This is a genomic window from Aeromonas sp. 604176, assembly GCF_049170755.1.
Lineage (GTDB): Bacteria > Pseudomonadota > Gammaproteobacteria > Enterobacterales > Aeromonadaceae > Aeromonas > Aeromonas veronii_A.
In genome coordinates, this window is record NZ_JAAKNE010000012.1 from 31,074 (window position 1) to 54,558 (window position 23,485).

A 23,485-nucleotide genomic window follows, 5' to 3' on the forward strand; every position below is an offset into this window, starting at 1 on the left:
CAAATATTAATTATTAATTATTTCCCAAAACGCTCTATCCCGCATCATAGAAACCTTTTTATCTCCATCGATATAGAGACTAAAGTGCTTATCCAGTTTGCGGATGGTTTCCATTAATTGTTCTTGCTCGGTCTTATCATCTTTATTAAAGATGGCCTTGATATCGGCATTCTTGATCTCGGCGACGCGATGCACCACCCAGGTCAAGATATAAGAGCCGTAGTTGTTTTCCCCGGTTTTAAAGTGACTCAAGTCCTGGGTTGAGAGGATCACCCCTACCCCATACTCACGCCCCTCTTTCAGGATCTTGCGCAGGCTGGGGAAGTCCTGCGACATAAAGTTGTCGGCCTCGTCGACCAGGATCATCTTGGTGATCTGGCGATAATCGCCGTTTACTTGCGGCTTGCCGCGTTTTTGCATCTGCGAATAAAAGAGATCCAAGGTCAGGGCTACCACCAAGTTCTGGATCTGGGGTGAGTAGCCCGCCAGCTCGATCACCGTCACACCATCGAGTAGCTCATACAGGGAGCTCACCTCCTCCGGCATGGTTTCAAAGATCTCGTAAGTGACCAGTGAGTCGAGCGCCGCGTAGAGAGAGTCCTCCTCCACCTTTTCCTGCTCAAGATAGAGATCCCACACCTGAGCCAAGGTGGGCGCAGGCCTTGACCAGGTGCTGGCATCAGCTCTGCTGATCCCCGCCAGCTCATAGGCATCGAGGATTAACTTGCGCAGCCGCAGCTGCTGTTTGGGCCCGAGGCCAAAGGCTTTGGCCAGGGTCTCGGCAAACCCGGTCGCGGTATGCACCGGCAGCATCGGCATATCGCCATAGAGCGAGAGCGGATTGTACGGCAAGCGATACAACCGCAGCCGCTTGCTCTGGTTGGCCTCACTAAAGGCATCATCCACATAGTCAGATTTGTAATCGAAGATCAGCAGACCGATACGTGCCCCCTCGACATTGTTGTCTTGCTGGCGCATCAGCTGGGTGATCAGCGACTTGGTAAACTGGGTTTTGCCGGTGCCCATGGTGCCTATGATGCCGGTATTGGTATTCATAAAGCGGGCGGTATTGGTCGGCTCCCAATAGAGCGGCGTTTGCCGCAGCGCCTCGTGGCCAAACAGGATACGCATAGGTTCTGTCGGCTCGATGGTCAGTCCCGTTTCCACCGCTACTGGGGTAACCGGATCGGTGTTTTGGGTATCAGTGGCTGCTGCCAAGAGCGCCATATCCACCGCCTGATTGCCCCCTTCTTTTGGCTGCGGTTGAGAGCCAGATTCAGGCTCCGCCACCTCTTCTCTAGGCCCCAGCAGATATTGTTTGTCGACATGGCACAGGGTCACCAGCTCATCAAGCGCAGGGGCGCTACAGGCCTGAATAAGGCTACCCAGCAAGGCGTAGGGCAGTTCAACCTGCAATATCCCCCGTTCGGTCATCTGGTAGTGAGGCACAAAGAAGCTGTCGTTTTCGATATGGGCGACCACAAAGCCTTCGGGATAGTCGGGCACGCAGGCCAGGGTATATTCCCCTTTGAGCCACCACTCCCGCTCGGTCAACAGCGGTGCAAGCTGCGCCGGCTGCATCACCTGATAGAGGCAAAGCTTGTCGACCTGCATCAGCACCTGGCGAATAAAGAGACCACGGTAGAGCCGCGCAGCCAGGGTATTGGGACCAAGCACCTCTTCCATCAAGTAACGTTTAAGCTCCAACGCCTGTTGCCCGGCATAGGCAAAGTCAGGTCTGACACCGGTCTTGACCTCCAGAGGCAACAAATAGAGTTGCTTGCCCTTGAAGCCGACAAAGAGCACGTCATCGGAAATGGCCCCTTTGCGATACCCATGCACCTGACGGGAGAACTCGCTGTCGCTCATCTTGAGGCCAACATTGCCGGAGACGCGGATCATCTCGGCCACGGAGAGGGGGACCCAGCAGATATCGGATTGCCGCAACAAGGCCGAGACAAACTTGTAGGCACCTATGATGCCGTTCTTCTCTTTGCGCTCCTTGTCGTTGGCCGTGAGCATCTTGAGCAGCCACTCGCCGTTGAAGGCATTGAATTCGGAGAGCAGCGTCTCCCCTTGTCCGTGACCCTCTTTTTGCAGCAAGCGTTTAAAGAGGTCGACCTGCTTGGTCACCGTGATGGCGTCATAACCGGCCGCACTGGTGTATTGATCCGAGTAGTGGATCAGCACCACATCCTGCTGACTGGTGAAGAAATCGAGAGTCACCTTGGGATCGATGATGGTGGTCCACAGTGCGCTGTCATAAGAGCGGGTCAGCAGAGCCTTGAAATCAGCACTGACCGCCAGCCCCAGACTGGTTTCCAGATACTGGGCATTGCTCTGGCTGGCCGGTTGCCACAGGTTGCCCAGCAGGCGGGCCACCCGCAGCGACTGCACCCCTTGATAGGGCACACCACGCAAACCAAAGGCGGTGAAATAGGCCGCCCCTTTCGTTTCGGCCGCTTCCCCGGCGATCAAGCCATCACACAGCACACCACTCAGAGCTTCATCGGTATTGATAGGATGGCACTCTACCGGCTCCTGGTTGCGGAAGAACGCCAGGTGGGCATAGGCAAACTGCTCGCGCTCATTGGGCAGGGTGAACTTGCTGTAGGTCAGACGACTGCGGATCAGGTCGATCAGCATATCGGCCTCAGCACGCAGCGCAGTGGTGTTCAAGCCAAGCCAGGCTTTCAGCTCGTCATAAGCGGCCGTTTCGGCAAAGCGGTCGAAGTCATTGAATTGCAACCGCTCATCGTAGAAGTTCACATGAATGGCGATCGCCTGCTCTTTGTGCAGCTTGAAGTGTTCGATCAAACCGAGGAAGAGCTCTGCCGCACTCGCCTGATTGATGGCATTGACGATCAGGGTGCTCTTGGCACCGGCACTGAACAGACGAGAATAGGCCTGGGTAAACTCGGCCAGTTTGTCGCGCACCAGACGCTTGATGTAGCTGTAGCTCTCCTGCTTTTGTGGCACCACGTCGAGCCAGAAGCTGTTCTCCCGCACCGGCAGCAGATGAGCGTAGCCAGAGTCATTGTCATAGACGAAAGGCAGCAAGCCAGATGCAACCAGGCGCTCGCGGGTCACCTCTGGCAATTCGGCAAAAGAGCTGACGCCATCTTCATCGCGATCGGCTTTTATTTCGGCCACCAATTGCAGGTGATAGGCAAGTACCAAGGGGTGCAGCGGGCTTAGGCGTTGCCACTCATCCTGGCGGCACAGGCCAATGCGCATCAACTGTTTGTGCTCGAGCGCCAACACCGCATTGGTTGGTATCTCGCTTAGCGCCGCTTCGTAGGCATCCAGCACCCGCTGTACCAGGGCGCAATAGCTATCGCCCCAGGCCACCAGGCTCGGCAAGGTTTTATGGTGTTGCAGATAGTCAAACAGGGCGGCATAAGCGCCATGTAAATCAGGGAACCTTGCACTAATCGCCGCAAGTGGCATTGGTTCGGCAGTCAGACCGATATACAAGGCCCGCTCATCAACCATCCGTGCTTCGAGATTCAGCAGCTGCTGGCGGATACCGGCCACGCCACTTTCGCTGTTATCGAAAATGATCTTGCCTTTGGCCCGCAGATACTCGGCATTACGGTCATCTCTGAGCAGCTTGGAGAAACGATCCCGGTCAAACAGCAGCGGAACGCAGATGCTCTCATCGGCGGCCGGGCCTTCAATATTGATGGGCAAGCGACGCTCGCCATTGACCAGCTCAAACTGGATCTGTTCGCTCTGCTCGGCCAGCGCATCAAAGTTCACCCAGCCACAGGCGCTGCAGTCCACTTCACCCTCATCATCAGCCAGATGCATGATGGCGTTTTGCTCTGGGTTGACCTTGAACTTGTTCTCTTCCAGCAGCAGGGTCAGCCACTTCTTGCCCGCATCTACTCGGAAGCAGTGCAACAACTCATCGAAATAGAAATCTCCCTGCTCTACCACCAGACAGCGGAACTTGTACTCTTCGGAGCGGTTATCGCGTTTGAGCTCAAGGCTAAAAAAGGTGGGTTCTCCTGTGACGGGCAAGGTCACCGTCGCCCAGCAGCGTTTACCACCGACACGGCTGACAGAATAAGTGACCGCATTTTTGAGCGGCCCATTGTGCATCAGTTTGAACTGGCTCTCGTCCAGATCATTACCGATGAAGGTAAAAGAGAGGTTGAGGATTTTCTCCCCCGGCGGGAGCTGGATCAGCAGGCTCAGGTCGCGTTGTCCCGCCTTGCTCTGGCTTTTGGCTCTTTGTTGCAGTGAGCCACTGTCAACGGCCACCTCTTCCAATAGCAACTTTTGCGCTTTGTTGGCTTCAATCTCTTTGAGGTAGGCCTCGAATTCCAGATCACGCCAGCTCTCATCCTGGAAATGCTGGCGGATAAACTTGGCGCTGAACTCTTTCAGGACACTCTCGAGCTGATCGAGATCATAATGCTCAACCGCATCTTCAATCTCGCGTCGCAGCTTGCGGTTTGCTTGGAGCCGCTTGCTGATCTGAGCCTTCTTGCCACTCCAGCTCAAAATGACCGGGTCATTGAATAGCTGGAGCTCATCAAATTCCAGAACACCATCTTGATCAAGTGCACTAAACAGAGGAGCAAAACCAAATACAGTCGCCCCCTCTTCGGTGATGAGGGCCAGTTGCTCTTCAAGCAGGCAGGCTGACAGCTCCTTGTTACTGCTGCCAACATCTATCAGTGCGCCAAGCTGCTGCGAGAGACTATCCGGATGCCAGATAGCACCGGGCGCCCCCAAATCAAGCGCACTGTTGATCAGGGTATCCAACATGCTGTTGTGGATAATGAGCAGGGCTGCTTTTTCAAATTCTGCACTGCGCCCTGCGACCAGATCACGCAAACGGGAAATGTAGTTTTCGGTAAATCCCGGAGCCTCACCATGCAACACAGGTAAAACCCGCACGCCATTGCACTCTATATATGGCAAGTCAATGCCATCGGCCGTAGCCAGAGTATTTGTGGCAGCAAAGGTCACCAGTGACTGATAGAGCACCAGACCGTTTTCTGCACTGGGGGATTTGAACTGGTAACGAGAGCCGGGTTCAATGTCGGCACTGACCCACTCGATAAAACGTTCGGCCAGAAAATACTCAAAGGGTCTTGCGGACATATACGGCGTCTCCACTATCACTCATTCGTTCTACATTGCCCATGCGCTCATAGAAGCTGACCAGTTGCTGCAATGACTGGTTATCAAGATAAAAACCGCGCTGCTCGAAGCCTTTGCGCAGATCGTGCAGGCGCAGCTTGTCGGCCTTGCCGATGGTGAGATTGGTCAACAGCAACAGCTGATCCTGATTCAGTACCAAGGTGCGGCCAGCGGCCCCCCGGGCCTGAATAAAATCACTGAGCAGCTTCTCTTCCAGCTCTTTGACATATTTCTTGTTCACGCCGCCACGGGAGGTATTGGCATCACGGAATTGCTCCAGTGCAAACTCTTTGAGCTGCTCGAAGGCTTCTGCCACGCTGTTTGTGAGAGGACGCTCAGGCCGTAACCCGCGCTTTTCTCTAAAGGCCTGTAGATAGTTGTTCAAATCTTCCAGCAACTGAGTCTGGTCAGCATATTCCGTGGCATCGCGATAAACCTGCCAGAGCGGTCTTTTCTTGGCATCCCCTGGCAACTGCAGCACGTCAAGGGCGGAAAGCAGCGGGAAAACCCGCTCGCTGGCAGCTGCCAGCAGCTTGTAGCCAGAACGCTTTACCGATGTACGTTCAGAGCTGGCCTTTTCCGAATCGAGAATAAAGTAGAGAGGCTTGCTTTGGGGCTCATGTTGCCAATCGGTCACATTCAGTGCCAGCTGAGCACAGTAAGCAAAGGCATACAGCTTGAGCGTGCCAGGCAAGGCTTGCAGCAGATACTGGGGATGCGCAGCCAAAAAGCGAATATCTTCACGAAATACGGCATTCAAAAAAGGTAGATAAGGTTGCTCATCCTCATTTTTTACCAAGCTGCCGCTTTGCAGCCTGCCTTGCAAAACGGACAACAGTTCTTGCTCGACAAAGTTGAGCTTGTCATCGAGCGCATCTTCCAGGAAGAAATCCCCCAACAGACCTGCAAACAATTTGCACAACCGCGTATCTGGTGCGCTGAGATCGGCTTGCCCACTCTTCTTCCCTTTGGCCTTGAACAACAGGAACAGCGGTGAAATATGAAAGAGTGCATCATTTGAAAAATAGGCTCGCTCAAGCACCTGCCAAAAATCAGGATCGTCGAGCTTGCCTGCAAACCGGGCTTTGCACTCCTCCTTAAACTGCTCGAATTCATAGGCAGTCACCTGCTTGCGCAAGGAAAGCCCCAGCAAGACACCTGTCACGGTATCCCAGTCAAACTCATTGCCTTTGTTGCGAATGGGCCAGTAGTTGGTGAGCTTGTTTTTATCAACCGGAGCTAATCCGGCAGGAATTGGATACAGAGACATGACTATCTGGTTCCTTCTACAGTGATCATGCCGTCATCCAAACCAAGACGGTAATGCTGATCACCTTCGTAATAGTGAAGAACAGGGCTCTTTTTAGCGACAGCGCGGATTTGCTCAACCATCTCATCAAGCAACACGATGGCATTCTTGTCGTACTTGTTTGGTCGATAGCCATTGTTGAGCTTGCAGATCAGCTCAAACAGATTGAGGTTGATTGCCATTGGTGCCAAGGGCTGATCATCAACCTTCAGATAGGCGCTGAAATGATCGTGTTTCTCGACATGCTGACGCTGAATTGCGCCGTAATCAGCTTTCAGCTCGACAGGTGCCGCGACATGACACTGGCCAAATTGACCAAGAGAAAGCTCTCGCTTTGACAACTCAGGGGCATTGCGGTTGGCATAGACAAAAATGGCCGGGATCAGCGCTTTCACATAGAAATTGCGCAAGGCCAGCTGGCTTCCACCCTCCCCAAGATACTGACTATGCTGCAGCCAGACAGTGGCATAGTGTTCAAGTACCTGCTCTTCAAAATCGACTTTGAATTGGTGATGGTAGTTATTGCCAAGCTCACAGTCCTTAAGCAGATAAAAAAGGCGCAGAAGGGATGCGGCTTGACCCGCTTTATCACGAGGCTCGTTGAATATGAGCCCCAGTTTTGCCAGCTCGACCATAAAGGCATCCAGCGCCTCATCCGGTAGATTCAGCTCATAACGCAGCACAAACTGGTCTACCGCTTGGGTATGAATCAAGGCAGGATCAAAGTCAGCAAGACGCAGGCTTAGCTCGCTGTCTTTAGCCAGAAACAGGTTGTCAAAGAGGTAATGCTCCCCGGCCAGAAGCTGATGCAACAGATCCAGCAAGGCACGAGTCGTAATGAATTGATCCTTGATCAAACGGGTTTTGAACAGAGTGGTAATGATAATCTCTTGCACGTGCTCATTGGCCAGCAGCCTGAAATTGGCGATGAGGCGCATATCGCGTTGGCGTTGCTCATCTGCAAGGGCAATAGCATGAAACAGATTGTCATCGGTTGGCTGAGTTAACCGCTTGAGCAGTTGACGCATAAAGCTTGAATAGCTGCCAGCGTCATCATTAAAACGAAATTTTGGATAGGACTCGAAATCCAGAAAGTGATATGCCCCTTGCGTTCTCTCGCCACTATCCAAAAAACGCTCGATCACGCCACGCAACTCACTGTGCCGCTCAGCCCCTTCTTTGGCAAAGTTGGCCAGCATACCGATATTGATACCAATCACCAGGGGTTGAGCCCCGTCTCCTGCACGATCAAAGAGTTCGTTTAGCGCATCGATTGCTGATTGATGAGGCGAAAAGCTATGGGTTGCATCCAGATGGAAGGTATATCTGTTTTTATATTGGTCATAGCTACGTGACAATATTTCAGATTTACCATCACCACTGCTGCCGCATAAAAACACGCACTCACCAGGCTGCAATGAACGGAGGCACTTCTCAAAATCATCCTCGATTTCGGGTGTAACGTAGAGATAATCCTTGAGGTCATCAAACAGATCTCTCTGACGTTGTGTTGTCGTCTTGACCGAGAAGGAAGAAGATTTAGCCAAAACCCCGAGGGCCTTGCGAAGGGAGATTGTGCTCACGGTATAACCCTATCATTTCATATCTGACAGATACTAACTGATTGAATCATTGGGAGACTACAAGAAAGGATGAGTCTTTGTATGAATCCTTGACGTTCGTCAAATCTGAACTCACATTTGTTTTTATCTTATACAGGCACATAGTCCACTTATTCAGCTATTAGTCTAAATTTCCCTCAGCACAAATAGCATTACTCTTGAGATTTTCATGCCGTTTTTTCCCAAATCAACCTGTATGTCATTACCTCCTCTCTACCCCAGATGAACGCTACACTTGGTGCTTTCTAGCAGGCTGTAGTGGTCAACTAAATCCGGACACTTGGTTAGTGTCCCGTCCTGAAGGGACAAGGTGTGAAACGGACACAGCGCGATTACTCGCTGACTTTTAAACTGGCACTGGTCGAGCAGATTGAAAAAGGCGAGCTCAGTTGCCAGCAAGCACAAGCCCGATATGGCATTCAGGGCAATTCGACCATTCTGGTATGGTTACGTAAACATGGTCGGCAAGATTGGAGCCAGGGGGCTTCTGTGCGCGCCGGCAGGAGCATCACCATGCCTGACCCCGACAACCAGACGCCCGAACAGCGCATCAAGGAACTTGAGCAACAGCTGGCGCTGATGAGTCAGAAGGCCCAGTTCTTTGAGGCCGTCGTCGATGTACTGAAGAATGACTACGGCGTCTCCATCGTAAAAAAGCGACCCGGCAAGTCCTCTCGCAGCGACAAGTCGAGAGGCTGACCATTGTCAGGGCTTGCCTGTTTCTGGGGATAAGCCGGCAGGCTTACTACAAGCGCAATCGGGTCGCCGACGAGCGCCATGCTCAAGGGCTGCAGGTGGTGCGCTTTGTGCGTCAGGTTCGACTGCGACAACCTCGGGTGGGTACTCGCAAGCTGCATTATCTGCTCCAGGGTCAGGATGATGGCGGGCTCAAGGTCGGGCGGGACAGGCTGTTTCGGATATTGGCCGAGCACAGCCTGCTAGTGCAGCCTAAGCGGGTGTATCACAAGACCACCCACAGTTTTCACCGTTTCTACCGTCATCCCAACTTGCTCAAGGCGGGGCCAGAGCTGGTCACACCGGTGGCCCCGGAGCAGGTCTGGGTCGCTGATATCACCTATCTGCCAGCCAGGAGCGGACCGCTGTACCTGAGCCTGGTGACGGATGCCTACTCACGTAAGATAGTGGGCCATCACGTGCACGAAGGGATGCACGCCGAATCGGTGGCGATGGCGTTCAAGAAAGCGCTGAAGCAACGGTGTGGCAGCGGGGAGCTAATCCATCACTCAGACCGCGGCGTGCAGTATTGCTCGGGGCTGTATCAGTCATTACATGAACGGTACGGGGTGAAATGCTCGATGACGGATGGGTATGACTGTTATCAGAATGCGTTGGCGGAGCAGGTGAACGGGATTTTGAAAGGAGAGTTGTTGTTGCAAAGCCCGCAGGATTTGACGCAAGCGCGGGAAATGGTGCATGAAGCAGTAGATATTTACAACGTGGAGCGGCCGCATCATGCATTGAAATACAGAACCCCCGATGCGGTACATAGGGGTTCTGAGTAGAGAAATGCCAGTTGAAAATGTGTAAACCTATTTCAGGACTAGACAGTCCTTCTCACGTTCGAGCCGGTTGATACGGGCTTCCAGCTCCTGGATTTTCTGCTGCTCCGGAGTCAGCGCTTTGCTGATTGGGGTAGTGCCAATTCGTTAGGATTGAAGCTGCTGAACCCAACGACGCAGTACGGTTTCACCGACATCCAGTGAACGGCTGGCTTCAGGGACAGAATATCCCTGGTCGAGCACCAGGGATGCGGCTTCGAGTTTGAATGCGGCAGTAAATGAGCGACGTAATCTTGTCATTGAACACCTCAGGTCATGGTGGCGACTGTACCACCTAAAATGGTGTCCGGGATGATTAGACCACTACATTGCTTATTGGCGGGTGACCCGGATCTGCAGGGTCTGGCGCTCGCTCTGGCTGCCTCGTCCGCCCTGTAGCTGGGTGCCGAGGCTACTCCCCTGATCTGCCGAGCTGGTCGAGAGCTCCCCCACCGTCAGCCACTGGCCTGGGGCCCCGCTCACCTCGGTGGCACTCTGCCCACGATTGATGGTGCCCTGATCCAGCCTCGCCTGTTCGCTGCTCAGCGCAATCTGCACCCGATCGCCAATCAAGGTGGCCGTGGCATAGAGGCCGTTCACCAACGGCATCATCCCCACCACGGCGCCCCCGTTCCATTGGTAGAAAGTCACCGGCTGATAGGAGCCCATCTGCAGCAGCACGGGACGGCCCGAAAGCCCGCGCACCTGCCAGCTGTCGTTTTGGCTGCGCTGGTACTGCTGGGAGTTGCCATCGAGCAACCACTGCCGCTTGACCTCGTCGCGACTGATTGAGCCTCCCAGTTGCTGACCGCTGGCGGCACCATCGACCCGCCACTCGATAAGCAGGCTTTGCGGTGGCTGGTTGATCTGCGCCAGCGTGGCTTCGGCCTCCTGCAGCTGGGCTGGCGTCCCGCTCAGCACCAGCTGATTACCCATGGCACTCACCCCAAGCTGGGGATAGATCTCCTTGAGGGTCTGCACCGCCGCCTGCGCCTCGAAGACCGGGATCACCTTCACCTCGGCCCACAGCGACGGGCTCCAGAGTCCCATCATGCAGCCAAGCCACAGCAGCGCCCTGCGGTCAACCTTGCCCATCCGAACCATTACGCTCTCCTCGCTCTCTGTTCTCTTCTCTCTGCTTAAGGCGTAGACCCATGCCCGCAGCCAATAGCTCAGCCCTATTCCGCTCACTCGTCGATGATGAACCCGGCGGTTGCCAAAAAACAATCGGGAATGCAGCAACTCCGTGATTTCCCACGGTATGAGGCTCTCATTCCACGCCCGTTATCGCGTAAGATAGCGCCATCATCGTTGCCCAAGCGGAATCCATCATGTTGAAACAGTTGTTGTTACTCCCTCTCGCCCTGCTGCTGGGGGCCTGCTCCCTGACCCAGTACAACGTCAGCGAGGCCGAAATCAACCAGTACCTCAAAGATCAGGTCTCTTTTGAAAAACAGCTGGGGATCCCCGGTATCATGTCGAGCAAGATCCGTCTGGATGAGATGCAGAGCCGTATCGGCCGCAAACAAGCAGATCGCATCGAGCTGGACGCCGCTGGCGACCTGCAGGTGAGCAGTCCACTTGGCAGCCAGCAGATGAAGATCCGCTTTGCCCTGAGCGCACGCCCGGACTATGTGGCCGATCAGGGCGCCATCTATCTGCGCGATCTTGAGCTGCTCTCGGTCAAGACCGAGCCGGCCGATATCGGGGCCGCCCTCACCCCGCTGCTGCCCACCTTCAATCAGTCGCTCTCCCTGTTCCTGTCGCAAACCCCGGTCTATCGCCTCGACAGCAGCCGCAAGAACGAAGCCAGGATCAAGGAGAAGGTCGAAGCCCTCAAGGTAGAGCCGGGCCGTCTGGTCATCCCGTTCAAGCTGCTCTGATCCCCGCCACACTGGCACTTTCAGCGCAATAAACAGATAACCGTCCTCTTCGACAGCGCACATCCGGTTTAACGTGCAGCCGAATGGGGCGGTTTTTTACTTCTCAAGTCCCCCTCAACACAGCATAATGCAGACCATTCTCATTTAGATTCGTCATGAGAAGCGTCAATAATAAAACCAATGGTGAGAAGGGACATGAGAAAAACCGTACTGGTTCAGGCGATCGCCTGCGCACTGATCAGCGGCGCCGCACACGCTGCCGTCAAAGTCGAAGACAAGACATTCAATACCGCCGCCAACATGCTGGCCTATACCGAATTCGAGCTCTCCGGTGAGCCGCTGGCCGAAGCGCTGGGGCTGGATCTGGATGTGCTGGATGCCAACCGTGCCGATGAGCCGACCCCGTTCGACTTCGCTGCCGGCATCGAATCCTACGAATACTCCGAAGAGGCGATGTACGCCCTCAACTACCAATCCGGCATGGGCCCGCATCTGGTGAACGGGCCGCAAAACCTGGCCCGTGGCGGCACCATGGCCTCTCTGGGGCAACGGGTACTGGCCATGGCCGACGCCGTTGGCTTCCCGGCTGATGAAGTGCCACAGGGCATGTATCCCCTCTCCCTGCCCTACGCCTCCGCCAATCCGGAGTTTGCCCAGGCCGTCAACGCCACCCCGGTCAATGGCGACCAGATCACCATCAAGACCGCCAAAGGGACCGAGAAAACCGTCAAGACCCAGGTGCCCGCCTACTTCCGCGACTACAGCACCCTGCGCTGGAGCGGCAGCGACAACCTGCTGGTGCCCGCAGCGGTGGGCGGCATCCTGCTCAAAGAGGTGATGTGGTCGCAAGACTTCCTCGGCGGTATGCACGTGGCCGAAACCGATGAAGAGGTAGAAGCCGCCTCCGCCACCATGGATCAGGATGGCAAGCACAAGCTGGGCGTCTCTGCCGCCGATGGCTTCAACGGCATGATGCTGACCGAGCAATCCATCGACAAGCTGGCCATCATGCAGAACCAGCTTGGCTTCGATGGCAAGCAACTGGGTGCCAAGATTACCCCGCAGTACGATCCGGCCAAGGGCGTGATTTACTTCCCCCATCAGGTGAAAGTGACCGAAACCAGCAGCAACGATGCCGGTGCCATCGGCAAGCTGGAAGTGATGGATGGCTCCGCCCAGTTGCGCGATGCCTGGATGATGCTGTGGCCGCTCTCCGAGTTCTATGCCTTCAGCGATCAGCGCAGCGCCAACACCAACCAGAACCCGGCCTTCCACGCCGTGTTTGACGGTGCGCCGTTTGCCGCCGCACCGGCTGCCAACAAGACCAATGACCTGGGCAAAGCGGTCGCGGGCAGCGATGCCTTCTCGCTGGCGATAAATCTCTCCAACCTCACCTTCAAGAACCTGGCAGCCCTGCACTTTGATACCAAGGCTGGCACCCTGGTCGACAGCTGGCAGGCAGGCAAACAGGGCAAGCACGTCACCACCTTTGACGCCGCTTACGCACTGGTCGCCCTGCAGATATTCCAGCGCGCTCAGGACGCGCTGCCGGTCGGTTACGCCGCCGGTGACAATGGCGAGCTGAACCTCAAGACCAAGCAGGGTCAGCAAGCGCTTGAGCTTATCCGCAAGCAGGCCGATTTCATCCTTGCCAACCTCAAGGGCAAAAATGGTCTGGTGCATGATGGCATCACCCTGGGTGGCAAACTCGATGCCGGCCACTCCATCGATGCGCAGTTCGCCGCCATCCGTGGTCTGACGGCTGCGTTCCTCGCCACCTCCGATGCCAAGTACCGCACTGCCGCCCGCGAGCTGTTTATCGCTGCCGACAAGGCCTACTTCAATGACAAGGCGGGCACCTGGCTGGCGGGTAAACAGGGTGAATACACTCCCTGGACCCAGGCTGCCATCTCCGGCGCCCTGCGCTCTGCCATGCTGAACCTGCGCAACGAAGGGGCCGAGAAGGCGCCCGAGCTGGAGCTGGCAAAGCTGACCGGTCAGTACGTCAGCTGGTTCCGTGGCACCGTCAACGGTGGCATGCAGATGGCCGAGTGGATTGGTGACTCCGGCGAGAACATCATCGAAGGTGCCGGCAGCGACACCGATGAAGATGGCGTACCGCAAGTGACCGCCGCCGGTGGCAAGCACGGCACCGCCATGGTGATGGCCGCCAAAGCGGTGGTTAGCGAATAATCCTCGCCATTCACCAGCATGAAAAAGGGAGCCAACTTGGCTCCCTTTGCATTACAGCGTCTGACACAGTTTCAAGGACTTTCCTCAAACCAGCTTGTCCAGCATCTCCTTGGTCACCAGCACAATCCCCTGTTCGGAGCGGTAGAAGCGGCGGCTATCCTCATCGGCATTCTCGCCCACCACCAGCCCATCGGGCAGCACACATCCCTTGTCCACCACCACCCGGCGCAGACGGCAACCGGCGCCGATCTCGACCCCGGGGAAAATAATGGCCTGATCCAGGGTGCAGAAGGAGTGCACCCGCACATTGGTAAAGAGCACCGAGTTGAGCACAAACGACCCGCTGACGATGGTACCGCCCGAGAACATGGAGTTGATGGTCATGCCGTGCTGGCCATTGCGGTCCTGCACAAACTTGGCCGGTGGCGTCAGGGTCTGGCTGGTCCAGATGGGCCAGTTCTGATCGTAGATGTCGAGCTCGGGCAGCACGGAGGCGAGATCCATGTTCGCTTCCCAGAAGGAGTCCAGCGTACCCACGTCACGCCAATAGGGCTTTTGCCCCTCGCGCGCCCCGACACAGGACATGTTGAAGGGGTGAGCAAATGCCATCCCCTCCTCCACGATGCGGGGGATCACGTCCATCCCGAAGTCGTGTTTGGAGTCCTGATTGTGAATGTCCTCCTCCAGCAGTTGGTAGAGATACTCCGCCTCGAAGATATAGATCCCCATGGAGGCCAGCGAGCGATCTTCGCAACCTGGCATGGCGGGCGGATTGGCCGGTTTTTCGACGAAGGCGCGGATCTTGCGCTGCTCGTCGATATCCATGATCCCGAAGGCGGATGCCTCGGCCCGCGGCACCTCGATACAAGCCACAGTCACCTTGGCGCCAAGGCGCACATGGTCGAGCAGCATGGCAGCGTAATCCATCTTGTAGATATGATCCCCCGCCAGCACCACCAGGTATTTGGGGCCGTAGTCGCGGATGATATCGACGTTCTGGTAGATGGCATCGGCGGTGCCGCGATACCAGTGCACCTCGTCCACCCGTTGCTGGGCAGGGAGCAGGTCGATGAATTCGTTCATCTGGTAACGCAGGAAGGACCAGCCCGATTGCAAGTGACGCAGCAGACTGTGAGATTTGTATTGGGTGACTACACCAACGCGGCGGATCCCCGAGTTGATACAGTTGGAGAGCACAAAATCAATGATCCGGAATTTGCCACCGAAATGGACGGCAGGCTTGGCACGGTTGTCAGTCAACTGCTTTAGGCGACTGCCACGTCCACCTGCCAGCACCAGTGCCATACTCTGGTTCAACAATTGTCGTGCTTTGGCACTATTTTCTGGCTCTAACAACATGATTTACCTCTGCCTTGTTTGATCTGTTTTCAACTCATCTTCGCCTGTTTCGGTACCTGTGAAAGTGGTTTCACTCACATTTAACCGATTTCAATTGACCCTTTTCACCGAGTTGCGAGGAATAGCATGCTTTGCACCGCAAGCTTGGTTAAAATTCCCTCATAAAGCAGCCACTTCAAGGATAAAAAGATGGTTCACAAGCTTGGACGCCCCCTCTTCATGATCGCCACCATAGTGACCATACCCCTGCTGCTCCTGCAAGCAGTTTGGTTGGCCCTTCAGAGCACACCGCTCACTCTGACAGTTATTCTGGCCACCACACTGCTCGGCATGATCCTGTTGTTAATGCTGGCCATGCGCACCATGGACGGCATGGTCCAGCATCAGGAGCTCACCTGGGTCAAGGCCATCAGGAGCCGGGATCCCTCACTGCTTGATGAGCCCGCCTCCCGGGAAGTGCTGCAACAGCTGCTGGAACAGTTCGAGAGTGCCGAACAGAGTGCCCATCGTCAGCTGACCGAACTGAGCAATCTGGCCACCACCGACGAGCTGACTCAACTACTCAACCGCCACGCCTTTCGCCGCGACATGACCGAGTTGCTGCAGCGGGATCAGGACACCCAGACCGCAAGTCTGGTGCTGATCCGCGCCACCGAGCTTGGCAAGATCAACGCCCAGCGCGGCTTCCAGTCTGGTGATGCCTACATCAAGGACATGGCGGCCCTTATCAAGCGGGTGGTGAGCCGCTTCCCGGGCAATCAGGTCTATCGCATTTCGGGGGCTGATTTCGCCGTGCTGGTGCAACCGGTGGCCAATATTCCCCCCCATCTGCTGGGACAGGATTTGAAAGTGGCTTTCGATCACTATCAGGCTCAACACGAGCTGGAGAGCACAGGTTACTCGGGGTTGACCAAGCTCAGCAGCGGCCAGAAAATCGAAGCCGTGCTGGCCAGGGCGGATTTGGCGCTGGCACGCGCCCAGACCGAAACCATCAATGGCTGGGCCATCCAGCAGGATGACAACGTCTCCGATCTGCAGGGACAGCATCACTGGCGCGAGGTGCTGACTGAAGTGCTGGCACAGGAGCGACTCAGCTTCACCTATCAGCCAATCCAGCCCCTGCACCGCAGCATGCTGGCCTACAACGAAATCTACACCCGTTTCAGCGGCAGCGATGGTACCGCCCTGCCCACCGACACCCTGTTTGCCATGGCCCAGCGGCTCGATATGGTGATGCGGCTGGAGCAACTGGTGATTGTTCATATAATGCGTCAATACCGGGCTTTTGGTGCCAATCAGAGTCGCTGGGGAGTCAATCTCTCCCCCAACCTGCTGCAAAACAGCGCCTTCCTGATCTGGCTTGACCGCCAGTTGCTCAAAGATCCCAATACCAGCGCCAATCTGGTGTTCGAGCTGGATGAAGAGCATCTGGAACGCAATCTGACCGGTGCCAAGCGGGTATTTGAACTGCTGCGCCGCAACGGCAGCCGCTCGGCGATCGCCAATTTCGGCAAGGGGATCGGCTCCTTTACCCTGTTTCGCGAGCTCAAGCCCGACTACATCAAGCTGGATCCTGCCCTTATTACCGGGCTGGAGCAGGATCAGACCAACCAGCAGTTTGTGCGGATGATCGTCGATGTATCACATCGGATGGGATGTCAGGTGATTGCTGAGGGGGTAGAACAGCTTGGCCAGAAACAGCTGCTGCAGGGGATGTATGTGGATGGCTTGCAGGGCTATCTGATCGCCCGGCCGCAACCGCTGCGACCGGATATCAGCCAGCTGGGGCTCTTTACTGAGGATGCTTCAGCTTCAACAGGGTCAGAATGATGTCATTGAGCTGGCGATAGCGCTCCAGCTCTTTCTGATCGTAACGGGTCGCCAGCGTGGTGGGGTTGTGGCGATTTTTGAGGTAACGGTTGATTTGCAGGCGATTGAACCCCGCCACCTGATAGACCTGGCCAAGCAGGGTATTGAGCTCATCGTGCTCCAGACCGGCTCTGGCCAGATAGTCCCCATCGGCGGGACTCTCGGTCTGGTGGCTCCACTTGCCAATGCGACCGCTCTCTTGCAGATAGCTGAGCCACTGCTCGATATAGAGCGGTTTGCACCCCGCCAACAGGTTGAAAAAGCCCACCGCATCGCAACGACAACCGCTCAGGAGCACGACCGCCAGCTGATCATCATCGCACTGGAAGGTCACTGGTCCGGCTTGCGCCCAATCCAGCGCCTGCACCCGAATGCTGGCCTTCTCACCCGCAGCTCCCGTTACGTCGAATACAAACATGGCGCTCCTCCCTTGGCAAAAGGTTGATGATGGACCATCCCCCTGACAGGTGCAAAGGCAAATCGGCTTTTAACTCATCAATCGGGCCATTCGACCATAAAAAAGACCGGCACCTTCGCGGATGCCGGTCTTTGTCCCGATGGCCTGTGCGTTCATGCCATCAATGGAGGCGCTTTCAGGCGTCCAGTTCAACCAGTGCCTTGGCCAGCTCGATGGGTTCGAGCTCCTGACCTTCCAGATCGGCGTTCCAGTTCGGGCCAACCAGTACATCATCTTCATCCAGATCGTTGATCCAGATATCGAGAAACTCTTCCAGATCGATCACTTCCGGCTCGTAATCGGCCCACTCGTCAACACAGTGCAGACGAGCGTCCTCTTCGGCAGACCAGAGCGGCATCACGTCGGCATCTTCAAATTCGGCTGAGCGGCAGACAACCCAGTCTTCCCCATAGCGCAGTCCCCACACCTGACCCGACTCGCGGACTTGTTCGATAAACAGTTGGAAATTGGCGTCAAGATTGTCGTTAAGCATGCTCATGGGGTTCTCTCTTTCTTTCGGGTGCTGCGGCATTGTCGGGCGACAATACGATGGCCAAATGGTGTCGCAAAAGTGACATGGACTCAAGCATATTGGGGTTATTCCGGCAAAAAAGCCGGGATAACCCCCATTAGCCTGCAAAAACGCCTCCCGATGGAGGCGCCTTGCAGATTAGGAGATCAACGCTCCCAGTAAACCTCTTCCAGGCTGTCCTCTTTCTCCGGCAAACCGCGGGAGAGACGGGGACTACTCTGGGCCAACACCTCGTAGCTGACGCGGTTGGCGTATTTGCACACCTGGGCCAGTGAGGAGTAAGTCAGGAACTCGGAGATGTGTTTGGCGGAGTTGGGCACATTCATCCGGTGATAGGAGTTGGCCACCATGTCGTGCAGCACGGCGGAAAGCGCGCCATCCCCTGCCCCGTTGGTGTTCTTGATCTTCTCCGGGCCACCCATGTACGGGGAGATGTGGGAGTAGATCCGGGTCGGTTTGCGGCACTTGGCGCGGGCCATCGGACGGCTGAACTCATACATGTTGAACTCGGGGATGACGCCCGGCAACAGGGTATGAGTGGTCTCGCGCTTGTAGTCCTCGTCGGTGTAGCTCGCCATGTAAAGACCGATGGGGCCTGCGGTACAGAGCACCATGTCGGCCCAATCGAGCGCCTTGTCGGCCGCACCGAGCGGATCTGCGATGCCGGTCAGGGCTTCACCTTCGTCTTCGTTCATCGCCAGCACAGTCACGTTCTCGGCAATGAAGTCGCGCCACCACTGGGGGTTTTCGTCGATGACGAAACGGGTGCCCAGGGTCAGCACCACGGGAATACCGGCCTCGCGGGCATAACGCACCGCGGTCATGGCCGCCTCTTTCATCGGATCACCATCGTCACCACGCACCAGATAGGCGGTGATCACCAGGGCAGATGCCCCTTTGATCACATCCTCCGGGATGTGCTGCACATCCAGCTGGTTCATCTTGCCGGCGTTGATGCCGAAGCTGCGCTCGCCGCACTCGGTGATGAAGGTGAAGCAACGACCGATGGGGCCATCCACCGGCTGCAGATAGTCCAGATTGACGCGGGAAGAGGTGTTGCACAGATAGCGGTAGGCGTAGCAGCCGATGCGAATATCCTGACTCATCACACCCAGCAGGATGGAGTGGGAGTCGGCCAGTACCGAGTAGTTGTGTACCGTGTTGCCAATGGTGCCACCGGCAAACTCGCTCACTACCATGTTGTTGGCCTTGAGCTCGTCATAAATCCGTTCGGCCACGTCGTCGTTGATGACGACGGAGTGCCCCTTGCTCAGACCATAACGGGTCAGAAAGTCTTCATCCACATGGGCTTCAATATCAACCAGGGTCTGATCAATCCCGACCACGTAGGCTTTGCCCAGTTCGGTTAACAGGGGATTTTGCGGCACCAGGGGATCGCGTCTGTCGACAGGGAAGTAGTGTTTGGACTTGCGCTGACCGGGAAATTTCATGGCAATGTTCTGTGCTCTGGGGGAAAGAGGGGCGGGATTTTAACACAATCCGCCGCCCCGAAAAGTCGCCCTGTTTAAATAATGGAGTCAGTATAGACAAGGCCCGCAAGGAAAAACGTTTGCTTTTTCACCATGAAAAACCACCCCGCCCGAGGTGGTTCAATAGCATACAAAGCGCCGGTTTTCAGGCGGCCGCCATCCCCTGCAACAGAGCCAGCACCGAGAAGAGGCCGAGGGCGAGCCAGAACAGCAAGGTGCCCAGAAAACGGGGCACATTGGGGGCTTTGGGGATCTGGATGCCGATGGCATGCAGGATGCGGCCGACCAGCAGCATGGCGCCACCGGCATGCAGCCAGAGCGCACCGGCACCGGAGAGCTCGCACAGCGCCATCAGCAGCAGGGTCAGCGGCACATACTCGGCAAAATTACCGTGGGCCCGGATCGCCGCCAGCAGCTCGGGGACTTCCCCCTGCCCTATCATCACCCCGAACTGGGCGCGGCGTCTGACCACCCAGAAGGAGAGCCCCAGAAACAGCAGCCCAAGCAGGCCTGCGTAGATCAGCGTGATATGTACCATGACTCGACTCCTTGTTTGACTGACTGCCGGTCACTCATGCCAATTCGCGGCAGATGAGCGAGACCATCATCCTGATGTGGGCCTGATCGCTGTTGAGGGCCGGAATATATTCAAACCGCTCGCCACCGGCCTCCATGAAGATCTCCCGATTCTGTACCTGAATTTCCTCAAGGGTTTCGAGGCAGTCGGCGGCAAAGGCAGGACAAATTACATCGAGCCGCTTGACCCCGGCGACCGGCAGGCCAGCGATGGTCACGTCTGTGTAGGGCTTGAGCCACTCCTCCTTGCCAAAGCGGGACTGGAAACTGGCTGTCCACTGCCCGGCTTCCAGCCCGAGCGCCTCGGCCAGCAGAGTGGCGGTGTGGCGACACTGGTGACCATAGGGGTCCCCTTCGTTCTCGTAGCGCTCGGGAATGCCGTGGAACGACATCAGCAGGTGATCACCCTGACCGTGCTGCTCCCAGTGACGGCGCACGCTCATGGCTAGCGCCTGTATATATTCGGGATGGGCGTGATAATCACGAATGAGCCGTACCACCGGCAGATTGCGTTCTCTCTTCATCGCCTTGCTCCAGGCATCGAAGACCGAGGCGGTGGTACTGACCGAATATTGCGGATAGAGCGGCAACAGGATCACCCGGTTGACCCCTTTGGCCTTGAGCGCCTGCCAGCCATCATTCACTGACGGGGAACCATAGGTCATCGCCAGCTCCACCGGCACATCGACCCCCTCCCGCTTGAGCTCCTGCTCCAGCGCAGCGCGCTGCTGCTTGCTTATCACCATCAGCGGCGAGCCCTGCTCGGTCCAGACCTGCTGATAGAGCTTGGCCACTTTGGGCGAGCGCGTCGGCAAGATGATGAAGTGGAGCAGCGGACACCAGAGGTAACGGGGCAGGTCCACCACACGGGGATCGTGCAGGAACTGGCTGAGGAACGCTTTGACGGCAGCGGTGGTCGGTGCGGCTGGGGTACCCAGATTGACCAGCAATATTCCGGTTTTCGTGGTCACGTTGGCTTCCTGTCTATCTGTCATTATGCAAAAAGGGCCCGACAGGGCCCTTCTCTTTATTTATCTGATGGCACGGGAAACAGTGCCGGCAGCAAAGATCAGCCCAGAATGGTGGCAAGCTGCTTGCTGACCAGATCAACCGGCTGGGTGCCGTCGATCTTGACGTAACGGGTGTGGCCCGCTTCCGCCTCTTTGCCGTAGAAACCGATCAGCGGCGCGGTCTGCTGATGATATACATCCAGACGCTTGCGTACTGTGGTCTCTTCGTCGTCGGCGCGGATCACCAGATCTTCACCGGTCACGTCATCCTTGCCTTCCACTTTCGGCGGATTGAACACCACGTGGTAGGTACGGCCGGAGCCGGAGTGAACGCGACGGCCGCTCATGCGCTTGACGATCTCTTCGTCCGGCACATCGAACTCCAGCACGAAATCAACCACGACACCGGCGTCCTTCATGGCTTGCGCCTGGGGAATGGTGCGCGGGAAACCGTCCAACAGGAAGCCTTTGGCGCAGTCCGGCTGAGCGATGCGCTCTTTGACCAGACCGATGATGATGTCGTCAGAGACCAGCTGACCTGCGTCCATCACAGCTTTGGCTTTCAGACCGAGCTCGGTGCCCGCTTTGATCGCCGCACGCAGCATGTCGCCGGTGGAGATCTGGGGAATACCGTGTTTTTCCATGATGAACTGAGCCTGGGTACCTTTGCCGGCGCCCGGAGCCCCCAACAGAACAATGCGCATACACGCTCCTATTGATTGGTTATTCAAATCTTGCGAAGGCAAAAAAGTACACGGTTTCGCCCGTTTCTACAAGGGTGAGCCACCTGAATGAGCACTTTATCACCACAATAACCGGCTGTTCGAACAGGATTTCATCGCAAGGGGAAGACGCAAAAATAGCCAGGGATTCAGCATAGAGCGCCAAAAGCAGGAAGGAGGTACGACAGAAAAAAAGATCCCGGCTCAGGGCCGGGAATTGCGCTCAAAAGTAACTACTTGTCGCTCGTAGTAGGAACAGGGCAATAGTAGTTTGCCCCCTGTGCGTCAACAACTGTCAGATGTGACAGGCAGGCCGCTATGAAACCGGAACTGGGGATCCGGCGAGCAGATTAGCTCGGCTTCCAGCTTGCCAAAGAAGGCCACCCGCTCGCTGATATCCTCCCCTGCGTACTGTTCGGCCAGGCTCAGGTAATCCTGATAGTGACGCGCTTCGGAGCGCAGCAAAGAGACATAGAAGCGGCTCAGCTCTTCGTCCAGATGGGGCGCCAGCTTGGCAAACCGCTCGCAGGAGCGGGCCTCGATATAGGCACCGATGATCATCTTGTCGACTATGGTGGCCGGTTCATGGGTGCGCACATGCTGCATCAACTGACGGGCATAGCGGGAGGCCGTCACCGGCCCGTATTCGATGCCGCGGGCCTGCATGATCTCCAGCACCTGCTCGAAGTGGTGCAGCTCCTCCTGAATGAGTCGCACCATGGGAAACAGCAGTGGATTGCGCTCCAGCTCGGCAAAGACGGTGCGATCAGACTCCCCCATGCTGCGTTTGCCCAGGATCTCGGCCTTCTCCGGAATGGCATCCAGCTCGCGATAGAACTCCAGCTTGGGCAGCAGATGGCGCTTGCCCTTGGGCAGGCAGTAGCGGCGCACCAGACTGTGGGCAGTGAGTGCGGCCTTGGTCTCGCAGTTGGCGTGATCGATGAGCAGGGTCGGCAAACGGGCCGGATCTCGCGCCATCTCCACCCACTCATCCGGGGTCTCGCACTGCAAAAACTGGCGCACTGGGGCTAGCAGATCATCCATCTGAACTCTCGTCTCTTAAAAGCGTATCGGTCATATATGTTGCCGCCTATGCTAGCGGATCCTGCTGGCCATGCCCATATCCGGCAAGATAAGCGGATGTTTTTCAAACAGATATCTCCTCCCCCTTCTGCCTGTGTGAGGCAAAAACGACAATGGGGGCAACAGGCCCCCATCTCGCTATCCCATCCGGCAAAACCGCAAACGTTTAACTTCCTTCGTTAAAAATTTCCAGATTGCTGGTGCCTTCCTGCCACTCACGCACCGCTTTGGTGTCATCGTTGCGCAGGGCATTGAGGTGATCCAGATAGGACTGGTCCACGTCGGAGGTGACGTAGTGGCCATTGAACACCGAGGTCTCGAAGTGACGCAGATCCGGGTTGATCTCCCGTACGGCAGCTTCCAGATCTTCCAAATCCTGGAAAATCAGACCGTCAGCGCCAATCAGCTTGCACACCTCTTCCACTTCACGGCCGTGGGCGATCAGCTCGTTGGCGGTGGGCATATCGATGCCATAGACGTTGGGGAAGCGAATTTCCGGCGCCGCCGAGGCGAAGTAGACCTTGGCTGCCCCCGCTTCACGGGCCATCTGGATGATCTGCTCGGACGTGGTACCACGCACGATGGAATCGTCCACCAGCAACACCTTCTTGCCCTTGAATTCGGAGCTGATGGCGTTGAGCTTGCGGCGCACCGACTTCTTGCG

The 23,485-nt window shown here is 56.3% G+C and carries 16 protein-coding genes and 2 pseudogenes; 4 read left to right on the forward strand and 14 right to left on the reverse strand.

What is annotated here, in order from left to right:
• Positions 1 to 6 precede the first annotated feature (6 nt).
• From dptH to dptF, 3 genes are read right to left on the reverse strand one after another with little or no spacing between them, the layout of a single operon-like run.
• Positions 7 to 5,118, reverse strand: coding sequence for a DNA phosphorothioation-dependent restriction protein DptH (gene dptH / locus G5358_RS03710; RefSeq protein ID WP_421323628.1), 5,112 nt, complete (start codon positions 5,116 to 5,118; stop codon positions 7 to 9).
• Positions 5,099 to 6,427: a DNA phosphorothioation-dependent restriction protein DptG gene (dptG, locus tag G5358_RS03715; RefSeq protein WP_421323629.1), complete on the reverse strand. Its 1,329-nt coding sequence runs from the start codon at positions 6,425 to 6,427 to the stop codon at positions 5,099 to 5,101. Before dptG ends, dptH begins: the two co-directional genes overlap by 20 nt.
• A 2-nt stretch (positions 6,428 to 6,429) precedes the next feature.
• The gene (gene dptF / locus G5358_RS03720) at positions 6,430 to 8,049 is read right to left on the reverse strand and encodes a DNA phosphorothioation-dependent restriction protein DptF (RefSeq protein WP_421323630.1); all 1,620 of its coding nucleotides are present in this window, start codon (positions 8,047 to 8,049) and stop codon (positions 6,430 to 6,432) included.
• Positions 8,050 to 8,385: 336 nt separating this feature from the next.
• Here dptF and G5358_RS03725 point away from each other — a divergent pair.
• Positions 8,386 to 9,611 (forward strand): IS3 family transposase gene (locus G5358_RS03725; protein ID WP_421323631.1). Its coding sequence is split into 2 segments (ribosomal slippage): positions 8,386 to 8,737 and positions 8,737 to 9,611, totalling 1,227 coding nucleotides; the frame shifts between segments, so codons are not numbered across the junction.
• A gap of 39 nt (positions 9,612 to 9,650) precedes the next feature.
• On the opposite strand, the pseudogene G5358_RS03730 reads toward G5358_RS03725, so the two are convergent.
• A pseudogene (locus tag G5358_RS03730) lies at positions 9,651 to 9,908 on the reverse strand (transposase); the annotation flags it as partial.
• A 72-nt stretch (positions 9,909 to 9,980) separates the two neighbouring features.
• Positions 9,981 to 10,700: a hypothetical protein gene (locus tag G5358_RS03735; protein WP_410489650.1), complete on the reverse strand. Its 720-nt coding sequence runs from the start codon at positions 10,698 to 10,700 to the stop codon at positions 9,981 to 9,983.
• Between the two features lie 278 nt (positions 10,701 to 10,978).
• Here G5358_RS03735 and G5358_RS03740 point away from each other — a divergent pair, with 278 nt between their 5' ends.
• Together G5358_RS03740 and G5358_RS03745 are read left to right on the forward strand one after the other, a co-directional pair.
• The gene (locus tag G5358_RS03740) at positions 10,979 to 11,530 is read left to right on the forward strand and encodes a lipoprotein (protein WP_042055713.1); all 552 of its coding nucleotides are present in this window, start codon (positions 10,979 to 10,981) and stop codon (positions 11,528 to 11,530) included.
• Between the two features lie 195 nt (positions 11,531 to 11,725).
• Positions 11,726 to 13,723, forward strand: a complete 1,998-nt coding sequence (locus G5358_RS03745; RefSeq protein WP_139493822.1) for a hypothetical protein — start codon at positions 11,726 to 11,728, stop codon at positions 13,721 to 13,723.
• 84 nt (positions 13,724 to 13,807) lie between these two features.
• Here G5358_RS03745 and glgC read toward each other — a convergent pair whose 3' ends face one another.
• Positions 13,808 to 15,082 carry a glucose-1-phosphate adenylyltransferase gene (gene glgC / locus G5358_RS03750; protein WP_005337070.1) on the reverse strand — a complete coding sequence of 425 codons (1,275 nt, stop codon included), beginning with the start codon at positions 15,080 to 15,082 and terminating at the stop codon, positions 13,808 to 13,810.
• 189 nt (positions 15,083 to 15,271) lie between these two features.
• Here glgC and G5358_RS03755 point away from each other — a divergent pair, with 189 nt between their 5' ends.
• Entirely contained in the window at positions 15,272 to 16,912 is a 1,641-nt protein-coding gene (locus G5358_RS03755) for an EAL domain-containing protein (protein ID WP_421209174.1), read from the forward strand.
• Here the strand turns inward: G5358_RS03755 and G5358_RS03760 are convergent.
• The 8 genes and pseudogenes from G5358_RS03760 to G5358_RS03795 form a co-directional block, all read right to left on the reverse strand.
• Positions 16,875 to 17,369: a hypothetical protein gene (locus G5358_RS03760; protein WP_042055706.1), complete on the reverse strand. Its 495-nt coding sequence runs from the start codon at positions 17,367 to 17,369 to the stop codon at positions 16,875 to 16,877. The two genes, G5358_RS03755 and G5358_RS03760, sit on opposite strands and share 38 nt — an antisense overlap.
• 175 nt (positions 17,370 to 17,544) lie before the next feature.
• Positions 17,545 to 17,907: a DUF2750 domain-containing protein gene (locus G5358_RS03765; protein ID WP_005337077.1), complete on the reverse strand. Its 363-nt coding sequence runs from the start codon at positions 17,905 to 17,907 to the stop codon at positions 17,545 to 17,547.
• A 179-nt stretch (positions 17,908 to 18,086) separates the two neighbouring features.
• A complete protein-coding gene (locus G5358_RS03770) occupies positions 18,087 to 19,391 on the reverse strand; it encodes an inosine/guanosine kinase (protein ID WP_216953402.1) in 1,305 nt (434 codons plus the stop codon).
• A 184-nt stretch (positions 19,392 to 19,575) separates the two neighbouring features.
• Positions 19,576 to 19,968, reverse strand: coding sequence for an MAPEG family protein (locus tag G5358_RS03775; protein ID WP_421209173.1), 393 nt, complete (start codon positions 19,966 to 19,968; stop codon positions 19,576 to 19,578).
• 34 nt (positions 19,969 to 20,002) lie between these two features.
• Positions 20,003 to 20,977: a ferrochelatase gene (gene hemH / locus G5358_RS03780; RefSeq protein ID WP_421209172.1), complete on the reverse strand. Its 975-nt coding sequence runs from the start codon at positions 20,975 to 20,977 to the stop codon at positions 20,003 to 20,005.
• Between the two features lie 98 nt (positions 20,978 to 21,075).
• Positions 21,076 to 21,720 (reverse strand): adenylate kinase, encoded by a 645-nt coding sequence (gene adk / locus G5358_RS03785; protein ID WP_005337083.1) that lies wholly within the window; start codon positions 21,718 to 21,720, stop codon positions 21,076 to 21,078.
• A 303-nt stretch (positions 21,721 to 22,023) separates the two neighbouring features.
• Positions 22,024 to 22,782: a tRNA isopentenyl-2-thiomethyl-A-37 hydroxylase MiaE gene (gene miaE, locus G5358_RS03790; protein ID WP_005346385.1), complete on the reverse strand. Its 759-nt coding sequence runs from the start codon at positions 22,780 to 22,782 to the stop codon at positions 22,024 to 22,026.
• Between the two features lie 205 nt (positions 22,783 to 22,987).
• Positions 22,988 to 23,485 (reverse strand): annotated as a pseudogene (locus G5358_RS03795) (amidophosphoribosyltransferase); the annotation flags it as partial.

Coding starts and splice junctions, on each gene's coding strand:
- dptH (WP_421323628.1), bottom strand. CDS start 5,118: ATGTCCGCAAGACCCTTTGAGTATTTTCTGGCCGAACGTTTTATCGAG.
- dptG (WP_421323629.1), bottom strand. CDS start 6,427: ATGTCTCTGTATCCAATTCCTGCCGGATTAGCTCCGGTTGATAAAAAC.
- G5358_RS03735 (WP_410489650.1), bottom strand. CDS start 10,700: ATGATGGGACTCTGGAGCCCGTCGCTGTGGGCCGAGGTGAAGGTGATC.
- G5358_RS03740 (WP_042055713.1), top strand. CDS start 10,979: ATGTTGAAACAGTTGTTGTTACTCCCTCTCGCCCTGCTGCTGGGGGCC.
- G5358_RS03745 (WP_139493822.1), top strand. CDS start 11,726: ATGAGAAAAACCGTACTGGTTCAGGCGATCGCCTGCGCACTGATCAGC.
- glgC (WP_005337070.1), bottom strand. CDS start 15,082: ATGTTGTTAGAGCCAGAAAATAGTGCCAAAGCACGACAATTGTTGAAC.
- G5358_RS03755 (WP_421209174.1), top strand. CDS start 15,272: ATGGTTCACAAGCTTGGACGCCCCCTCTTCATGATCGCCACCATAGTG.
- G5358_RS03760 (WP_042055706.1), bottom strand. CDS start 17,369: ATGTTTGTATTCGACGTAACGGGAGCTGCGGGTGAGAAGGCCAGCATT.
- G5358_RS03765 (WP_005337077.1), bottom strand. CDS start 17,907: ATGAGCATGCTTAACGACAATCTTGACGCCAATTTCCAACTGTTTATC.
- G5358_RS03770 (WP_216953402.1), bottom strand. CDS start 19,391: ATGAAATTTCCCGGTCAGCGCAAGTCCAAACACTACTTCCCTGTCGAC.
- G5358_RS03775 (WP_421209173.1), bottom strand. CDS start 19,968: ATGGTACATATCACGCTGATCTACGCAGGCCTGCTTGGGCTGCTGTTT.
- adk (WP_005337083.1), bottom strand. CDS start 21,720: ATGCGCATTGTTCTGTTGGGGGCTCCGGGCGCCGGCAAAGGTACCCAG.
- miaE (WP_005346385.1), bottom strand. CDS start 22,782: ATGGATGATCTGCTAGCCCCAGTGCGCCAGTTTTTGCAGTGCGAGACC.